The 18,598-nt window shown below is 39.3% G+C and carries 14 protein-coding genes; 3 read left to right on the top strand and 11 right to left on the bottom strand.

Features of this window, described 5'->3' with window-relative positions; translation table 11 throughout:
* The first annotated feature begins 93 nt into the window (after positions 1–93).
* Positions 94–1,029: an alpha-E domain-containing protein gene (locus ACYVM0_RS25450; RefSeq protein ID WP_460562011.1), complete on the top strand. Its 936-nt coding sequence runs from the start codon at positions 94–96 to the stop codon at positions 1,027–1,029.
* 131 nt (positions 1,030–1,160) lie between these two features.
* The gene (locus ACYVM0_RS25445) at positions 1,161–2,132 is read left to right on the top strand and encodes a transglutaminase family protein (protein ID WP_460562009.1); all 972 of its coding nucleotides are present in this window, start codon (positions 1,161–1,163) and stop codon (positions 2,130–2,132) included.
* Between the two features lie 50 nt (positions 2,133–2,182).
* On the opposite strand, the gene ACYVM0_RS25440 is transcribed toward ACYVM0_RS25445, so the two are convergent.
* The 5 genes from ACYVM0_RS25440 to dnaN form a co-directional block, all read right to left on the bottom strand.
* A complete protein-coding gene (locus ACYVM0_RS25440; RefSeq protein ID WP_460562007.1) occupies positions 2,183–2,938 on the bottom strand; it encodes an SH3 domain-containing protein in 756 nt (251 codons plus the stop codon).
* A gap of 107 nt (positions 2,939–3,045) precedes the next feature.
* Positions 3,046–3,453 carry a putative signal transducing protein gene (locus ACYVM0_RS25435; RefSeq protein WP_460562005.1) on the bottom strand — a complete coding sequence of 136 codons (408 nt, stop codon included), beginning with the start codon at positions 3,451–3,453 and terminating at the stop codon, positions 3,046–3,048.
* Between the two features lie 6 nt (positions 3,454–3,459).
* Entirely contained in the window at positions 3,460–4,365 is a 906-nt protein-coding gene (locus ACYVM0_RS25430) for a prohibitin family protein (protein ID WP_460562003.1), read from the bottom strand.
* Positions 4,366–4,724: 359 nt separating this feature from the next.
* A complete protein-coding gene (locus ACYVM0_RS25425; RefSeq protein WP_460562001.1) occupies positions 4,725–4,961 on the bottom strand; it encodes a hypothetical protein in 237 nt (78 codons plus the stop codon).
* A gap of 114 nt (positions 4,962–5,075) precedes the next feature.
* Positions 5,076–6,191, bottom strand: a complete 1,116-nt coding sequence (dnaN, locus tag ACYVM0_RS25420; protein ID WP_460561999.1) for a DNA polymerase III subunit beta — start codon at positions 6,189–6,191, stop codon at positions 5,076–5,078.
* 137 nt (positions 6,192–6,328) lie between these two features.
* On the opposite strand from dnaN, the gene ACYVM0_RS25415 reads away from it, so the two are divergent.
* On the top strand, positions 6,329–6,796 hold the full coding sequence (locus tag ACYVM0_RS25415; RefSeq protein WP_460561997.1) for a regulatory protein RecX: 468 nt from the start codon (positions 6,329–6,331) through the stop codon (positions 6,794–6,796).
* Between the two features lie 132 nt (positions 6,797–6,928).
* Here the strand turns inward: ACYVM0_RS25415 and ACYVM0_RS25410 are convergent, their stop codons facing one another.
* The 6 genes from ACYVM0_RS25410 to ACYVM0_RS25385 form a co-directional block, all read right to left on the bottom strand.
* On the bottom strand, positions 6,929–7,825 hold the full coding sequence (locus ACYVM0_RS25410; protein ID WP_460561996.1) for a hypothetical protein: 897 nt from the start codon (positions 7,823–7,825) through the stop codon (positions 6,929–6,931).
* A 2-nt stretch (positions 7,826–7,827) separates the two neighbouring features.
* Positions 7,828–9,564: a hypothetical protein gene (locus ACYVM0_RS25405; RefSeq protein WP_460561994.1), complete on the bottom strand. Its 1,737-nt coding sequence runs from the start codon at positions 9,562–9,564 to the stop codon at positions 7,828–7,830.
* Positions 9,565–9,573: 9 nt separating this feature from the next.
* Positions 9,574–12,699, bottom strand: coding sequence for a hypothetical protein (locus tag ACYVM0_RS25400; RefSeq protein ID WP_460561992.1), 3,126 nt, complete (start codon positions 12,697–12,699; stop codon positions 9,574–9,576).
* 29 nt (positions 12,700–12,728) lie between these two features.
* Entirely contained in the window at positions 12,729–14,531 is a 1,803-nt protein-coding gene (locus ACYVM0_RS25395) for a hypothetical protein (protein WP_460561990.1), read from the bottom strand.
* 211 nt (positions 14,532–14,742) lie between these two features.
* Positions 14,743–15,504, bottom strand: coding sequence for a LytR/AlgR family response regulator transcription factor (locus ACYVM0_RS25390; RefSeq protein ID WP_460561988.1), 762 nt, complete (start codon positions 15,502–15,504; stop codon positions 14,743–14,745).
* On the bottom strand, positions 15,501–18,401 hold the full coding sequence (locus tag ACYVM0_RS25385; RefSeq protein ID WP_460561986.1) for a sensor histidine kinase: 2,901 nt from the start codon (positions 18,399–18,401) through the stop codon (positions 15,501–15,503). The genes ACYVM0_RS25390 and ACYVM0_RS25385 overlap by 4 nt, the downstream gene beginning before the upstream one ends.
* Between the last annotated feature and the right edge of the window lie 197 nt (positions 18,402–18,598).

Genomic DNA, 18,598 nt, shown 5'->3' with positions numbered 1-18,598 from the left:
ACAGCTGTCGCTGAGGCGAATGAATAAATATTTTAATCAACAACTAAAAATCAATCTGCGCCTGCAGCGAAAACTGCGGGCCAAATAAAAACGATGTTAAGTAGAGTTGCAGACAGTTTATTTTGGATGAGCCGTTACATGGAAAGAGCGGATGGTATTTTAAGAATGCTGAAAATTAATTATGCTTCTTCGCAGGATGACATACAGGAATTTTCGTGGAAACCGGTATTAAGGATATTTACTTTTTTAACGGATGAAGATGCTACCCGTTTAGCAAAAGATACCAGGGCTGTTTTGCAATTTATGGTTACAGATAAAGATAACCCTAATTCGGTGTTGAATGTGGTAACACAGGCAAGAGAAAACGCCAGGAGCGTACAGGATCACATCACCAAAGAAATGTGGCAATGCCTGAATGATTTTTACCATACTGTTCGCCAGGAAAGGCTGATCTATTTATTGCAGAAAGAAGATCCAATAACTGTATTGGATACACTAATAAAAGAGGGCTTATTGTATTATGGTACTACCGATGTTACCATGGCAAGAGGAGAAGGCAACTCTTTTATTAACATTGGAAAATTACTGGAAAGAGCCATCCAGTCTGCCGATATTTTAGATATTAAATTCAGTGACTTAAATTACCAGTTAGATAAGCCAGCTGATACCACTTATTGGAAATACCTGCTGATGTCTATTTCCGGTTATGAATTGTATCTTAAATCTTATCGTAGTGGGTTTGAAGCTAAAAAAGTAATGGAGCAGATCATATTGAATGAAAATTTTCCCCGTTCGGTAATTTATTCTGTAACGCACCTGCATAAATATTTCAGCCGGTTGAAGAATAACAGCAATAGTATGAGCTTTAATGAGATTGATTTTATGATCGGTAAGCTGGAGAGCAAGATAAAATTCTCTACCCCCGATTCTATTATCGACGAAGGCCTGCATCATTATTTAATGGAAACCAAGTCGGCACTATTTCAGATCGGCAGTACGTTAAGCAAAAATTATTTCGGCAACAGCTAGGGCGTGAATGGTGAATAGTCAATGGTGAATAAACACTTTATTTTTAATCTCTATTATTCACCATTCACTATTGATGATTCACAACTGCCGACTCACCACCCACGATTTTAAATTATAAAAGCACTCCAACCATGCCTCAGTTTGTAATTCATCATGCCACAAAATATACTTACCCCGAACCAGTAATGGACAGCGCTAACCAGATCATGCTGTTTCCACTAAAAGATGAATTCCAGGAAGTAAAAAGCCAGCAGCTCTTTATTACCAACAATCCTTTTTTAGAGGTATTTAAAGATTATTACGGCAACGAGATCGGTTCGTTTATGAATATTGCGCCACACCTGGAGTTGCGTATAGATTCTACCATTTCGGTGGTAACCAAACCACGTTTATTACCCGCTGATGATGAAGATACCCCGGTGCAATGGAGCCATTTGGAAGATATAAAATACATCATTCCCTTTATAGATTTTTTAAAGCAGGAAAATTTTAAAGATCTGGCTGAAGTAAAAGCCATTGCAGATGCAGGATTTTATAAAACTGTGTCTGTATTTACTGCAGTAAAACAACTGAATGAATATGTGTATAAAAACTTCAATTACATAAAAGGCATTACTACTGTTGAAACAACTTTAGACGAAATATGGAAATTAAAAGCCGGTGTTTGCCAGGATTTTGCTCATATTTTATTGGTGATGCTGCGTTTGCTGGGTATACCTGCACGTTATGTTAGCGGGTATGTTTGTCCGCACGACAGCAGCCTGCGTGGTGAAGGTGCTACTCATGCCTGGGTAGAAGCGTATATTCCTTTTTATGGCTGGCTGGGTGTTGATCCCACCAATAATTGTATGGTGAATGATCTGCATGTACGCTTAGCAATCGGCAGAAGTTTCAGTGATTGCTCTCCTGTAAAAGGCACTTATAAAGGCACTGCCAAACAAACTTTGGAAGTAGGCGTTTCTGTTTCGCATGAGGATGGATCTGTGGCGAGACAGGAAGCAGCGATATTAACGCCACAGGTGGTAACCGCTTCTTTGATCAGTGATGAAGATGACGGCAATAGTTACAGAAGGTATATGCAAATGGTGCAACAGCAACAGTAGCCGTGTGCTTTAGCTCACGGACGTAAAACCGAAGTGATAACTTCAGCGTACTACACGCCGGAGGTCCAGTAAATTACCGCCTGATCATTCAGTAAAAAAATCTCAAATTCTGTAACGGCACCTTGTGTACTGGTGATGGTTATTTTTTTCGTCATCCCCGGCTTTCCATCAAACATTTCATGCTCTACATCCACCGTTTTTTCGCCAACGGCAGTAGTAACAACTGATTTTTTTGTTGGAAAAGGATCTTTCTCTGCAATAAGATCAGGGTATTGATTGAGGATGCGTAACAATAAAAAACATTCTTCTATACTAAAGCCGGGTAAGATATACACTTGCGAACTGGTTTCATAACCTTGCGCTTCGTGCCACTCCATGCCATTTTTAAAAAACTGCTTGGTAAGAGAAGATTCGCCCATTTCATTCAGCGCTTCGTCTGTTTTTTTAATTACCAGCGGACTGCCGGTGGCAGAGGACAGTTGTGCAAAATATTCTTTTAATGTTTTAGTGCCGGCTTTGGGCGGAGGAACAGATAATAAATAATTACTTACTACATAACCTTCCTTGTTGTTGTATTTTACTTTCCACCAGCGGCCGCTAAAACCTTCTGTGGTAATTGCTTTAGGCGGAAAAGTATCTGCTAAAGAAATTACCTTTTCTGCATAATTAATTTTCTCCATCACTTTTGCACCGGCGTTAGGCGTTTCCCTTAAGCTGATGCCGGTTTTAGCTGCAACATAAAACACGTTTTGCGCTGGTGCAGAAAAAGCGAAGGCAATAAAAAGCAGTAAAAATATCTTTTGCATGGTACTAATTTTACGATGCAAGTTTACAAAAAGAAACAGCTATGCAGGTAATGGACTTATTATATGGTGCTGCTGAAATAGTAAAAGGTCTTTTACACTATCAGCATTTAAAAGCTAAGAGGCAATTCATCCACCACACTTTTGCAATGCCGGCAGCGGTATTTTTTACTATAGGTGGAGGTTTGCCCGTAAGCGATCTGGTTTTTTAGTTTACCCCAAAAACTTTCCGGCTTATCTATTTTTACTTCTGCACTTAAGCCGGTTTGCTTGCAATACGGGCAAATAAGTTCATCCAGGTATAATGTTTCTGCTTCTTTAATTAAATCAACAGCTCTTTCTACCTGCGTTTCTTCCACCATTAGTTTTATGCCACCAACGGCGGGGTTAAGTAAAGGATCGATGGTAACGATATTTTCATCTTTTAAATGACAGTTGATATAATTTTCTTCCAGCATGCCCAGCGTCATATTGGCCAGCATAAAATTATCAAAAGTGGCAATCTGCTTAAAACCCATATTATTTTATTGTTTTCCGTCGATGATCAATGGTGTATTTCCCTTACCCATCACAATCACTTTTGCATTAGCGCTTAAAGCCAATTCTTTCATGGCTTTAATTTGTTCGTATTGCAATTGCTGATCGGTAAGTCCGGTGTTAATGATGCGCTGGTAATCTGCAATACCCTGCGCCTCTACTCTTTTACGTTCCGCTTCCTGTTTTTCTTTCTGCAAAACAAATTCCATTTTCTTAGCATCCTGTTCTGCATTTATTTTAGATTCAATAGATGCTTTTACAGAGTTAGGTAAAGTAATATTTCTAACCAATAATTGCTCCAGCATTAAACCCCGTTTTTTAAAATCCTCTTCAATACTTTTATAAATGCGTTGCTGAAATTCGTCTCTCTTATTACCAAACAGGTCTACCGCCTGGTAGTACACTGCGTTATCCCGGATCTTTGTACGGGTAAGCGGACGAACAATTTTATCTTCATAATCATTACCGGTTTCTTTCAACAATTTTGGCGCTTCGGATGCAACAATGCGGTATAAAACGGTAAGGTCAATTGTAACTTCCAGCCCGTCGCTGGTCAATACCTTAATGGCATCATCTCCTGATTTACGGCCTTCGTCATTTACACCACTCATGGTATAATTCTGTGTTTTTACGTCTAATTTTTTAATATCCAGCAATGGATTTACAAAATGCAGGCCACTACCCAGCACATCATTTTGAACACTACCGAATAAAACCTTTACGCCAATTTCGCCTGCATCTATTTGTTTAATGCAGGAAGTTAATATGCCCAATACTATAAAAACAAGGCCTGCCAATCTTCCGATAGGTTTAAATTTTTCCAGGGCAGGATTATTTTTTAAAAATGCGGTAACACCAACAAAAATGATAATACCGAGTACAATTAAAAACATGGTTTATAAGTTTAGAGCTGTAAGTTCGGTAGAAGAATTAAGAATCGGGGGAATGGTTTTGCACATGAAAATTGCTGCTGCATTAATCACTAATTCGTGATTTGTGTAATAATGCCTCTATCAGCACGAAATCTTTGTGAATTGAAAACGCAATAACCCAATCGTTAAAATAAGTACAGCGAAGATCTAGTTTATTAAAGGTAAGGTTATGACAGTGTTTAATTTGTGTAGGTTTAAAAAGAGTTTTTTGTAAAAATGCCTCATACCTGCTTAGCCAACGTAAGCCGGCATTGTGAGTGTTTTTACTTTCAATAAAATTTATAAGACTAAGCAGAGAAGCGAAGGCATCTTTTGTGTAGTTAATCTGCATTATACTTGTCCCTGATTATTTTATGGGCCTGCTCGATTGAAATTATACCGCTTGCCCTGCTTTTTTCAATTAATTGCGTTAGCTCTTCGGGAGTAAGGGGTTTGCCGGGAAGGTGCAGGTTATTGTCAACATCATCAATTAATGATAATTTCAGATGATTTTGTTCTGCAAAAGCTAATAGCTTATCAATATTTGCTTTGTTTGTATTTTCCAGTTGTAAAAGCATATATAAATATACAAAATCCTTTTCTATAATAAAAAAACCGAAGCTATTAACTCCGGTTTCAAATATATCACACAGTCTCCGCAAATTCCTCCTTCAGAGAGCGACGGCGATTGCTTAATTATTCAGCATCAATGGCATCACCAGCATCAGTAACTCTTCATTATCTGCCTGTTCGGTTGGTTTGATGATACCTGCTTTTGTAGGCGTGCTCAATTCCATATTGATCTCAGGAGTATCGGCACCATTCAGCATTTCAATTAAAAATTTAGCGTTAAAAGCAATTTGCAGGTCTTCACCATCATATTGGCAGGCCATGCGTTCGTTACCTTCAAAACTAAAATCCACATCCTGTGCAGCCAGTTGTAATTCGCTGCCGCTGATGCTTAATGCAACCTGGTTGGTGCTTTTGTTACTGAACACACTTACGCGGCGCAAAGCATTTTGAAAATCACTTTTGCTGATGGTCATTTTATAAGGATTGTCGACAGGTATCACCACTTTATAATCGGGGAAACGGGCATCTATCAACCGGCACACTAATTCGGTACCACCATGTTTTACAAATAAATGATTGCTGTTGTAGCTGATGTTTAATTCATCTTCATTATCAGGTAAAGAACCTTTTAATAAACTCAATGGTTTTTTGGGAACGATGAATGAATCTTTTTTAGGACAGCTTACATCGGTTCTGGTATACCGTACCAAACGATGGGCATCGGTGGCAACAAAGGTCATCCCTTTTTTATCCAGCTCAAAAAACACACCCGTCATTGCAGGGCGCAGGTCATCGTTGCTTACCGCAAAAATGGCTTTATTGATAGCAGTAACCAGTGCAGTAGAAGTCATGGTAAAACTGTTGGCATCATCTGCAGCCGGTTCTTTTGGAAAATTATCCGGGTTTTCTCCCATCACTTTATACTTACCATTATCGCTGGTTAATTCCACACCAAAATTCTTATCAATATTAAAAGTCAATGGTTGTTCCGGAATGTTTTTTAATGAATCCATTAAAATTTTTGCAGGAATACACACTTTGCCACTGTCCTTGGCTTCAATATCCAGGTGTACTTTCATTACCGTTTCCAGGTCGGTGGCCACTACGGTGAGTTTATTTTTTTCAATTTCAAACAAAAAATCTTCCAATATCGGTAATACCGTATTGGCATTAATAACACCACTGATCTGTTGCAGTTGTTTCAGCAAAGCCGAAGAAGAAACGATAAACTTCATAAAATATATATATTATAGCTCCAAAGATAAAAGATTGCTTGTAATGAAGATAATAAAAATTGGTGCCCTTGTGAATAACTGGCTAATATTGTTATTAAAGCTTGATTTTGCTGTAAGCAGTCTATTTTTGCACCTGCATGAACCCTCAAAAATTTACACCACAACAGGCCCTGCCCAAAGCCAAACACTATTGTGCTTACCAGGAGCGTTGCCATAGCGAAGTAAAGGAGAAGTTGTATGGTTTTGGGTTAAACACCAGGGAGGTGGACCAGATTGTAAGCACCCTGATTGAGGAAAATTACCTGAATGAAGAACGTTTTGCCATACAATTTGCCGGAGGGCATTTTCGCAGTAAAAAATGGGGACGGGTAAAGATCGCTTATGCATTAAAGCAAAAACGGATTTCTCCTTATTGCATAAAAAAAGCACTGAAACAAATTGACGAAGACGAATATTTAAAAGTGCTGCAAAAGCTTTTTGAAGAAAAACTACGGACGCTGAAAAGTGAAAAAAACAGCTTCATTAAAAAAAGAAAACTGCAGGATCATTTGATGCAGAAGGGTTATGAAACTGATTTGATAAGGGAGCTGATGAATGCACTTTAAGCTGCCTGCGGCGGTTGAGACGGGAACGCAGATTTTTATGATAATTAAGATTTGCACAGATGAATCTTAATTTATCATAACCATCATAAAAATCTGTGTTCCCGTTCGATAAAAGCACCGCAGGTGCTTTCTCTATTCTTTACTCTTTTTCTCTGTCACATAAAACACTTTCGGTTCGCTTAAACTTTCGCCATTACCATCAGTTTGGTTTAAAGGCTGGCCAAGATTATCTAAAGTCTGTATGGTCCAGATAAATTTTTTACCCATCATTTTTTTTGAAGTGAGTGTATCCGGTTTGTTTTCTTCACCAACATAAGGCAGCATACTTATTTGTGGTTGCCAGATAAATTGCGTGGTGCCAATAATATTCTTATCTAACAAAGGTTGATTGCTTCTTAATGCCTGTACATCATGCTGGTTTTCTAAAATTTCAAAAACCCGAAGGCGGTAAGTAACCGGTGTGGGAGATGAAGGCACAACCGGTGTCCAACGGAAAGTAATGGCAGTTTGTGCCAGCATGTTATTTAATGCCGCATCATTAGCCGGTTGTGTTAAAATAGGTAATTGATATGCGGCAAGATAAAAAGTTTTGCAAACTTCTGCAGAAGCAGGCTTATAATCAGGAAGGCTGAGCAACTGCACACAAAGCATATAATTATCTGCAGGTAATTTGCCGGTCTTTGCTAATGTAGTTTGATATTTTCCGGAGAAGATCACATGCTCCAGCGGCAATACATCCAGGGCATTTAAAATTGTAGAAGCGCCTTGTTGCGGTGTAAATATCCTGGCTGTGTTTACATTGGTTGATCCGATAATTGTACCATCTAAAGTTTTAATGGTGGTTTTTATTTTTACATCGGCCTGCACGCTTTGAGCAGGCCCCATGATCAACGTTAATACATCTTTTCGGTTTCCCCATTCGCTTAAATTAGCAGGCGGCCTTCCGGCTAAAGAGAGATTTACACTGATTTGTGCCTGCAATGATTGCATGGCCAGTAATAAACTTATTATGGTAATGAGCTGCTTCATAATTACTTCGTTTTCTTTGTGTCAAACTTATATTGAAAGCCGGTGCGGCAGGTACTTTCCAAGTAGTTTGCACCGTTGGGAACAATAGCATTGCCGTATTTAAAATAATTGGTGGATAAATAGGTGTTCCAGCTGAACTGTTTGGTGATCTTCCAATCCACACTGCAGGAAGCAATACAATTATTATCTCCTTTATACGCATTTAGTTTAACTACATTGTATTGCAACTGCCCACGTAATTGTATTTTCTTTTTAGCAACCGGCATACTTAAACCACTACTGATGGTAGCTAATTTTGTTTTGGCTAAGGGCACATCATTGTAAAAATACATCGCACTAAAATCAGGTGTAATGTCTTTGGTAAAATAAGAAGGCACATAGGTAAGCAAGGCCGTGTGGGTATTATTGCTGGTGGTTAATCCTGTTAAAACATCCCGTTCGTCGTATTTGCTGTAATTGTAACTAAAGCTGAGCAGGTTACTCATTTTGGTATTGCTCCAGGTATAAGCAGGACTGATACCTAAATCGTTATTTACATTTTTTATACCATAAGGATTAAGGCCGCTGGCAGATTGAAAACCAAAATTATTGTAGTTCACATTCAAGCTCCATTTGTCATTGAACTGTGTAAACCAGTTGAGGTTACCAATAAACTGGTTGGCTCTTAAACTGGTATTGCTGATATTATTTACACGCTGCCCGACACTGGCAACAATATTCATTTTATTTTTCCAGGTATTCCATTTGGTGTTTACGGTATAATCTAAACGGTCGGGTTGTAAATAAGGATACCCCACTGTTTGAAAACCGGCACCAAAATATTTACTACTGATGCCAATATCAAAGTTTTTACCTTTTTTACCAATAGCGCCGCTACCTGCATAATCTCTTGTGGTGGAAGTGTGTGCTTTAATAAAGGGTTCAAATGCTTTTATTAAAAGTGTAGAAGCTGTGGTTAGATCTTTAGTAAAAACAGATTGAGCACCTTCAATTTTGACATACCAGCCTTTGTTAAAAAAAATATTGGTAACTAAGCTGGTTACAAATCCTTCCTGTGGTTTTATGGTTAGTGGCGGAGGTGCAGATGAAGTAATAGCATCTTTTCCCTTTGCAAAATTAAACGCTACCTCATATTTACCTTCCTTTTCTTTACCCACCTGGAACATCCAGTTACTGCGTTTAAACGCTCCTGTAATGTTGGGCGGGCCGGCAAAATAATTTATGCCCGGTTGCGATGTACCCATAAAGAATTTAAAACGGTATTGCCCTGGCCTAAGATCAAAACCTGCACCAAATACACCAATATCGCCGGTACTTAATTCGCTGTAGCGTAAATATTGTGTGCCCAGTTGCAACTCCGCCCATTTGTACCTGGGATTAACAGCAATATTGTTTACAGGGTTAGCAATCCATTGTTTAAAATTTTGTTTTGGTCCACCGGGAATATAACCGCTGTAAGGCCCTGCAAAATTAGTAGGCAATGCTGCCAGGTTAATATTAAAGGGTACAGAAAAATTTTTACCAAACTGAAAGTTGGGCATAAAATTAAACCGTACCTGGTTCCATGGGCGGCGTGGTGTATAGCCCGTCCAGCCGGCAGGATTTCTATCCAGACCATAACCCTCATAACTCACACCCATGATACCGCTCACAGAAAACGATGGCTTTTTAGTTTGTGCATTTACACAAAAACTATTAAACACCATATAAAAAAATATTCCTACAATCTTCACTTTCATAAGCATTTTTTATTGGGGTATAATTACCGTTAGCCTGCAATCGCATTTGGTACCACCGCAGGTGCCCGATAAATTATAGGTGTAGGTACCAGGTTGTAAAAAAGTGAAATTATAATTCGGCCCGGTTAAAACGGAAGTAACCCCGGATATATTGTTGGTAATGGTTACCGCTAAATTTGATGGTGTACAATTTTGTGAGGCCGGCGTACAGGTAAATCCGGGATTTAGTGAAACCGGAATATTACCTTTCATTAAAGTGACAGAACCGCCACAAGCTACTTCTTTTTTGCCGCCTTCGTAACTAAATACAGGTTTCCAGTTACAGTTACATACATTCCCATCATCATGGCCGCCACCGCTGGTTTTACAATCTTTACCATTATAGGTTTTATAACAAATGGTTGTATCGCACATTACACAGGCGGTATCAGTAAATGTGTAACGTAAACAGTATTCAATTGTATCGCAGCAGCAGGCAATAGGGCTGCGTGGCGGCAAAGGAATACTGAAGTTTAATGGCACGCCATTGGTAAAATTATAACCGGCACTGTCTTTCCATTGTATCAAATGAGTGAATGGAACATTTGCAGGAACGGTATTAAATGGTAGCGGACTGCTAAGGTTAGTAATGTTGCCAAACTGTTTAGGATTTTTTACACAGAAGTCGCAATCCTTCGGATGTTTCACTTCAAAATTTACTAATGAAACCGTTACTTTTTTAAGTTTAACAGGCCCTGCAGTTAATGTGGCGTTTATAGTTAACACATCATTATTTACACTCTGCGTAGTGGTAATTTTTTTCAGCAGGTCTTTACAACAACCTGCAGGTGGTACTTCCGGTGTTACCACTTCAATACAAACAGGGTTACTTTCAACAGGGTTGATGGTATACGCACCGGTTGTAGCTTTGGCAATAAAACCAACCGTATTACAATCAATTAATCCATTTGCGGTGCCTGCCGGTATTTTTGTTTGAAAGGTGTATGTATAACTGGCTCCTGGCGCCAATGTAAAAGTAGGATTAAAAGTAAATTTCACTCCGCCATTGGCAACTGCACCGCTCCATACACCGGCAAAAGAAGGCGTACCTGTGGCCGGCCACAGGGTATTTATATTTTGTGTGCCGGTATATTGCGCTGTATAATTAATATTGATGGGTGCTGTAAGCATCTGCATATTAAACTGGTTACTCACCGGTGCCGAAGCCGGGCTACCCAGTATCGTCAGGTTACCAATTGCAGGGACCCTGTCTATCACTACTAAATTATCTACAGCAATCGTTCCCGTATTGCGAACTGTTATTTCATAGTCTACGGCAGTATTAGGGGCACCATTACCGGTAGTACCAAAGCTGCCATTCAAACTTCCCTTTACTTTTTTATCAATACCAATAGCAGCAAAGGCACAGATATTAAAAGACGTATAACAAATATAATTTTGAGGATAGGTTAAATTACCGCCGTATGCAGTGTTGTAAAATCCATTAGGACCACCCACAGCACCGCTTTGTACTACTGCTTTAAGGCAAATTTTATACGTGTTGGTTCCTACAGGAATATTAGGCAGGTTGAACTTAATATTAGTTGCCGGCATGATGGTAGGATTGGGAGAAAACCCTGTGTACACCACGCTTGAAGTAATGGCCTGCAACCAGGATGGCAGTTGTATATTATAGATACCACCAACTAAAGTAGCATCACCATTGTTGAGGAATTCATAACAGAGATCGATAGTATCACCAATGTTTTTACAACCGGGAACAGAAGGTTGTGCCACACAAACAATATTAGGTTGCGGATTATAAACAATCACCGGGTTTTGTGTTCCGCCAGGTCCGCATGGAATGCAACTCACCGGAGGTGCCACGCAATTATAGCTTATGGCCAGGCTATCTTTATATGGAGGATTACCGGCAGGACCACTGCATGATGAGGTAAGATCGTAATACAAAGTAATACCGGCGTATTGGCCGGGCATTAAATTATTAATGGTGTGATCGAATTTTGTAGTGTTGGCTGGCGCATTATTATCGGTGGCACCATTACCAAGTAATGCATAGGGACCATTTGGAACAGAAGTACAATTGTAATATTTAACCGCACCCACTAATCCCGGCTGTGTAGTACTTTGCGATACCGAAGTTGGCGTGGTTTTTAAATGTACTGCCGGTAAAAAATTAGTAGCCGTTAAGTTAAGCGGCGTATTGCCGGAGTTAAAAATATTGTAGGTAAAGCTGGTAGCCGATGCACTTGTGTAAACTGTAATGCCTGGTGTGGCAGCCGGTGCCGCAGGAATTAAATACGACGCTGCAACCGGGCCTTTAATGGTACTATTGGCTACACCACAGTTTACGCCCTTCATGGTTACATTGCTGGTTAGCGTTTGTCCCAAACCGGTATTACATGGCAACTTTACCACGTAATAAAAACAATCGTAAGCCCATTGATTAAAAGCGGTGGTGTTAGGTGTAATGGTTGTACCCGAGAGCGTGTACGTATATGCACCACCATATACAGAGGTGATGGTGCCCAACGCAGGTGATAACGCAATGGTAAAGCCTGGGTTTTTAATTTTAAAACAATCAGGATTATAAAAACAAACCTTGTAAGTGACTTCAGCGGTAAGCTGGTTAAAGGAATGGAAATTGTGCGATAAAGAAACATTATTGTTTAAGATACCATTAGCTGTACAGGTTGAGTTTTGTGTGGTAGCTAAATTATCGGTAAGTACACCTGTAAACACCGAGGGTTTAACTACACCGGTACAGGAATCGGGACAATTAAATTTAAAACATACATTAAAACTGATAGCACCGGTGTTGGTACAGGCTGATAAGCTACTCATAGTAATGGTCAACTGGCTACCGCTATTGGTGATTGCCATACATGCCGGCAAACTTGCTGCACAACTGGCATCGTAACTTACCAGGGTACTGTTGTAGTTGATTACAACGGTAGCACTGGTGGTAGTGGGTGTCCAGTTAAAAGATACATTTAAGGGAAAGGTGGTGCCTAAGTTATTGGGCGCTGCTGCCGTGGTAATTGAAAAACCATTTACCTGCGCTCTTATATTACCACACAAGGTTATTGTTGCGATAAGTAAAATGAGTTTGAAATATTGAGTTATCTTTTTCATAATAATTTTTTTTGGCTTTTAAAATAGGTTTACTGTGCTTTGCGTTCTATTTCGTAACACTTCACTATATCACAAGCATGGCAACAAAAATCCCAGATGGTATAGCGTATGCAAACCTTTATTTTATCGCCGCAGCATTTTAAACTGCTACCGGGTGGCACCGCAACAGGCAGAGAAAAAGTATTGAGTTTTATTCCCGGATTAGGATTGATAATAATGATGGGCCCTGTACCGGCATTGGCAAGTTTAGCATTTTCAATTTCTTTACTATCTGCGGCAACACCTGTTCCGCAGGTAGCACATTTGGCTTGTGGATTACCATGGTCAACACCTCCGCCGGTTCCGCCACCGTGGCTGTCACATTCTTTTTGTACTGTGGTTAACCAGGTCCATTCCCTGCCAAAATTCACACCGTTTAAAACACCGGGATTATAACCTGAAAAATAAGCGCTTGAAGGTTTTATAAAATTACCCCACTCTTTATTCTCTGCACATTTCACACAATTGCTGTCGCCGGTTTGTACAATATCATAGTACACCAGTTCCATCGTTATCTTTTTAACTACAGACGGATTTAATCCGCTTAATAAGCCCGATAACAATATTTGTCCGCTGTTACTTGCCGTTGTGGTAAGGGTATCATTCTTTAAACTAACACCCATTGTTTTGCAGGGATCGCATTCGCATTGTAATGTATCACAGGTATAACTGCTTGCTGTATTCAGTAATGGATTGGCTTGTTCTTTTATGTATGCCTTTAAACAAACGGTGGTTATTGGTGTGCCATAGGTAAAGGAACCCGAAACATTAATATTTCCATTGTTAGGAATGGTGGAACCAATGGGAGGAATAGTAGGTGTGATATTTATTGGCGTAATGGTAACACCATTTACCACCACTACTTCTATCCTGTCAAAAATGGCAACGCTGTTATTGGGGTTACCAACATTAACTGTAAAATTATAACTGTTGCCTTTAGGGCATTCTACAATAAGGTTTTGAATGGTGATGCCATAATTGCCCATCACACTAAAACTCCATGGCTCGCTGGTACCATTGTTATTACCTATCGGGTTGCCTTGCCTGTTCAATGCCTGCACAGTCCATATATAATCGCAGAGGTAAGGTGGTTTACACGGGCCTGTAAAAATATTTGATATCATTGCCTGCGTAATATTCTCTACATCTTTTGTAACAATGGGTTGGTTACTTTTCATTGCAGCGGTACCATTTTGGCCTTGCATTAATTGCCACACTTTTAAACGATAAGTAACAGGTTCTTTTGGTTTGGGCACTAAGGGTGTCCACCTGAAACTTAAAGGCCGTTTTATTTCAGCTTCGGTATAAGTTTTGCCATTCGCCGGGGTGATCAAAGTGGGCGGAGCATAGTCTTCGGCTTTTGCACTTTCTACTTTAAACTCTTTACATACTTCATTGCTGATGGCAATACGGTCCTGGTTATAAAACTGTACGCATAGCTGGTAATTACCTTCTTTTAATACGCCACAATTACCCATCATTCCCGTAAGTTCATTGGTGGTAAGTGTTTTTACATCAAAAGGGCTCATAGGGCTTGCTGTGGCCACATTGTTACCGCAGATAAGGGCACCATTACTTTTAATTTGTATTACCAGTTTGGGTTCTTTCAATTGTACGGTGGGTGCTTTTTGTGCCGTAAGAATTAATGCGGCAGGTATACTTATCCAATCGTCGATCTTGGCGGGCAAAGTATTTTTTACCTGGAAGCTCACAATTTTTATCTGGCTGATCTGGCTGAGTGCGGCTGTGCATGCAAAGCATGTTAATAGCAGCAGTAGTTGTAGTTTCTTCATTGAAGCAATTTTTTTTGCATCATAAAGATTGAAAGAAAGAATGGGGCTTTTTACCAGATTGTATACTTGCGCTTTGGCATTGTATAAGCGTTAACAGGAACACGGACCAGATAGATCTAATATGATTTTCCCTGGCTTAAAAGATTACTGAATCAAATAACAGACACTGTTTTTATCCGTTCAGCCCGTGCCCTCCGTGTGTGTGCCTGCACTAATTTTTCCGTTTGATCCATTTTTCAAACCGGGAGAGGAATTCTTCTTTACGACGTGTGGCAACAGGCAATTCCTTACCATTTTCCAATACCACATCGCCGCCACTGCCTTTAATGTATTCTTTGATGTAAGAAAGATTGATGATGTACTTATCGTGTATGCGGATAAAGTTTATTTCGGGTAATAACTTTTCATATTCGCCCAACTGGCGGCTTACCATTATTTTTTTATCCTCACACAAATAAAAATTAGTGTAGTTGCCACTGCTTTCGCAATACATGATATCGCTGAGTTTTACAAAGATCAAACCGTTGCTGGTAGAAAGCGGAATTTTTTCCGGTTCGGATTTCTGTGTATTCTGTTCTAATAAAGAAAACAGGTTTTTATTGATATTTTTTGCTTCAATTCTTTTTGCAGCAGTATTAACCGCAGCAATTAATTTATCTGTGTTCACGGGCTTGGTAATATAACCTGTAACCCGGTGTTCAAATGCTTCTACTGCATAATGACTGAAAGCTGTTACAAAGATCACTTCAAAATTTACAGGCTCCAGTTTCTTCAGTAATTCAAACCCGTTAAGGTGTGGCATTTCAATATCTAAAAAAACCAGCTGCGGCTGTAGTTGTTCAATTAACTGCACTCCGTTTTTGGCATCGGTATCTGTTGCCAGAATTTTTATATCAGGGCAATGCATCTCCAGCATTTTTTGCAGCAGCTTAATATTCTTTGCTTCATCGTCAATTATTACACAGTTGATCATGGCTTAAGGTCTAATGGAATTTTTACAATTATTATTGTGCCGGCAGGTTTCCCTTTTTCATCTTTTTTATCAATTATCTCCTGCTCAATATTATACAGTTCGGCTCTTCTTTTAGAAATATTCATTCCCTTGCTCTGGTATTCAATATGCATCCTGCTCTTTAGTTCGGCTGCCCTTGCCCTGCCAATCCCGTTATCCTCAATAGCACAAACTAAAACATTGTTTTCAATTTTTGCTGTGATATTTATTTTTCCATCCCTGGTTTCTAAAAAACGCATGCCGTGCCTTATTGCATTTTCAACATAGGGTTGTAATAACATAGCAGGCACAAAAACCTTTTCAATATCTACAGAAATATAAATATTGATCCTGTACTCAAACTTGTCTTCAAAACGAAGTTTCTCTAATTGCAGGTAATTATCCAGGTAATGCATTTCATCTTTTAAAGAAATAATAGAAGCATCCGAATTATCAATGGTACTTCGCATAAGTTCTGCAAACCTGTCGAGGTAGCGATCGGCCTGTTTATAATCCTTATCATAAATAAAACCCTTGATGCTGTTAAGGCAATTAAAAATAAAATGCGGATTGATCTGTGCTTTTAATGCCTGCATTTCCAGTTCGGTAATTCTTTTTTCTGTCAGCACTTTCTGTAATACAAGTTGTTGTTTTCTTTTGTTACGGCGTTGCTGTAAATACCACAATACTACCAGTAAAAAAGCAACTACCAAAGCCCAGAAAATATTGCTCTGCCAGAAAGCCGCCTTAATTTCAAATTTAACCAAAGCCTCGTTGGTACTGGGTTTTCCATCGCGACGGATAGCACGTATTTTTATCTTATAATATCCCGGAGCTAATTTTTTCAATTCAATTTTTTCGGTACGTTCCCATTTGCCGTCGTTAACATTGTATTCAAAAAAGGGAATAAAACCAGTAAGGTCAACACCGGAAAAATTGATGGTAATATCATTTTCATCGTGTTGTAAAGTATAGGATTCCTTTAATTCTCCGGCAGTACTGTTGATAGCTACACCCGAAATAAAAGTGGTGATGTTGGAAACCGGCAAGCGGATATCCCGTGGCATATAACTGATGCCTTCATTGGTAGCTACATACACTGTACTGTCTTGTATGGTGATATCGTTTATCTGCTCGCCAATTAAACCATCGGCAGTGCCAAAGTATGTATTGCTATAATGGAGCTGATCGTTGGAATAAGTATAATTGATCCTGTTCAACCCTTTATTGGTACCCAACCATATTTCACCGGCTTTATTACTGTATAGCGATTTACAAATGGTACCTGGTATAATATCACCCAGCGCAACGGATGCCAGCCATTTACCTTCCTTCATCAACATCAGGCTATCGGAGCCCAAACCAATCCACATCAAATTATCGGGAGAGCAGGTAATGGCGTTTATTTTATACGAAAGCCCTTTATGATTTTCTGCTGTGGCGATCAGCTTTTTTTCTTTCCATAAAAATAAGCCTTCATTGCTGCCGATATAAATATTGCCCGACAGATCGCACCCCAGGCTTACCACACGTTTGTTGATGCTGTCGGTTACTTTACCGGTTCTTAAATTGTACCGGTAGGCAAAAGCGTGGCCGCCCAATAACAATACCGAATCGTTGATTAAATAAGCCGCTTTGGTACTGCGGTTTTCAGCGCCACGAAAGGCTTTTTTCACCGTCATGGTTTTTTCATCTACCAGAAAAGAACCGGACTGTGTGGCTATATAAAGGCCATAGCCGGTACTGATTATTTTACGAACCCAGGCATCGGTGTTTTTATCCGTATTAGGCATGAGCTTTTGTACATACAGGCCATCATACTTTATTAATGCACCATAATTGTTACCGGCAAATATGTTTTTGGTTTTAATGATGGCATTAAAGTTTTGTTTCAACTCAGGGTTTTCTAATGATGAAATTCTTTTTTGCTGCACTTTTACCAGGCCACGGTCCATGGTAGACAACCAGATATTATCATCTTTATCTTCCTGTACATTTCTAACCGGCAAGCCTTCTGCAGCAGAAACGATTTCAGAAATATCCAGCGTATTTTTATCCAGCAGATAAGTTGTACCATTAACTGATGTAACGGCAAAACGTTTGCCGGTTTTGCAGAATATCCTTAATTGAAAAGGATAAATTTTTTCTGCCAGCAGCTGTACATTGCCACTGCTATCAAACTGGTATGTAAGAACAGCATTTGTGGTGGCAATGTATACTTTGTTGCCAACAGCCTCGCAGGTGATAGCTGTTTTATTTACAGCCAGCCTGCTTTGTATTTTTCCATTATTAAAGTCCCTTATACTGTCTTCTGCAAAAATTAAAAACCTGTCTTTTTGATACTCTGTAATTTTTAAAGGTGTTCGGGCATAAGGGCTGTATTCTTTTAAAAACGATTGTGTTTTATTGTTGGCATAGATAAATATCTGGCGGTTGCCATTACTGAAAGCCACACCACCAAATTGTAATATATGCGGTCTGTTGGAAGTGCCCAGCTGTATTTTTGCCAGCTCAGGTTTACTTTCATCATTCTCAAATTTATCGGTAGTGGAATTATAATAACAGGGTGAACGGCGAAAAGGAATAACCCACAATACCCCGCTGCTATCAGTAAAAAGATCGGTTATCTCGTTATCAGTAAGGCCATCGGTTGTACTATAATTCCTGAATTTTTTTCCGTCGAAACGGCTAAGCCCGATTTCTGTAGCGATCCATAAAAAACCCTTTGCATCAATAATACTCCGGTACAAAGCATTTGAAGGAAGGCCGTCTTTTACAGTATAAATGATTGTTTGGGTATTTTGAGCAAAAGAATAAACGGGTAAAGAATAACAACCAATAAATAACAAACAGAACAGTAATAACTTTTTATGAAGCAATTCAGGCAAAGGTTTGATTTGGTATTCATGCAGCATTCTGCTATAAATATAAAAAAAGCGAAGCAATAATATTGCCCCGCTGTATAAGTTGTTCGTTTGATTGTATAAGTGCTCAACCTGACCCTCGTTTATTGATCAAACAGGGTAAAATATAAACCGGAACTTAAAAGCTCCGGTTTGTATGTATACATGGCTTT

The organism is Ferruginibacter profundus (assembly GCF_054783275.1).
This window is presented reverse-complemented; position numbering and strand designations above follow the sequence as displayed.

Coding starts and splice junctions, on each gene's coding strand:
- ACYVM0_RS25450 (WP_460562011.1), top strand. CDS start 94: ATGTTAAGTAGAGTTGCAGACAGTTTATTTTGGATGAGCCGTTACATG.
- ACYVM0_RS25445 (WP_460562009.1), top strand. CDS start 1,161: ATGCCTCAGTTTGTAATTCATCATGCCACAAAATATACTTACCCCGAA.
- ACYVM0_RS25440 (WP_460562007.1), bottom strand. CDS start 2,938: ATGCAAAAGATATTTTTACTGCTTTTTATTGCCTTCGCTTTTTCTGCA.
- ACYVM0_RS25435 (WP_460562005.1), bottom strand. CDS start 3,453: ATGGGTTTTAAGCAGATTGCCACTTTTGATAATTTTATGCTGGCCAAT.
- ACYVM0_RS25430 (WP_460562003.1), bottom strand. CDS start 4,365: ATGTTTTTAATTGTACTCGGTATTATCATTTTTGTTGGTGTTACCGCA.
- ACYVM0_RS25425 (WP_460562001.1), bottom strand. CDS start 4,961: ATGCTTTTACAACTGGAAAATACAAACAAAGCAAATATTGATAAGCTA.
- dnaN (WP_460561999.1), bottom strand. CDS start 6,191: ATGAAGTTTATCGTTTCTTCTTCGGCTTTGCTGAAACAACTGCAACAG.
- ACYVM0_RS25415 (WP_460561997.1), top strand. CDS start 6,329: ATGAACCCTCAAAAATTTACACCACAACAGGCCCTGCCCAAAGCCAAA.
- ACYVM0_RS25410 (WP_460561996.1), bottom strand. CDS start 7,825: ATGAAGCAGCTCATTACCATAATAAGTTTATTACTGGCCATGCAATCA.
- ACYVM0_RS25405 (WP_460561994.1), bottom strand. CDS start 9,564: ATGAAAGTGAAGATTGTAGGAATATTTTTTTATATGGTGTTTAATAGT.
- ACYVM0_RS25400 (WP_460561992.1), bottom strand. CDS start 12,699: ATGAAAAAGATAACTCAATATTTCAAACTCATTTTACTTATCGCAACA.
- ACYVM0_RS25395 (WP_460561990.1), bottom strand. CDS start 14,531: ATGAAGAAACTACAACTACTGCTGCTATTAACATGCTTTGCATGCACA.
- ACYVM0_RS25390 (WP_460561988.1), bottom strand. CDS start 15,504: ATGATCAACTGTGTAATAATTGACGATGAAGCAAAGAATATTAAGCTG.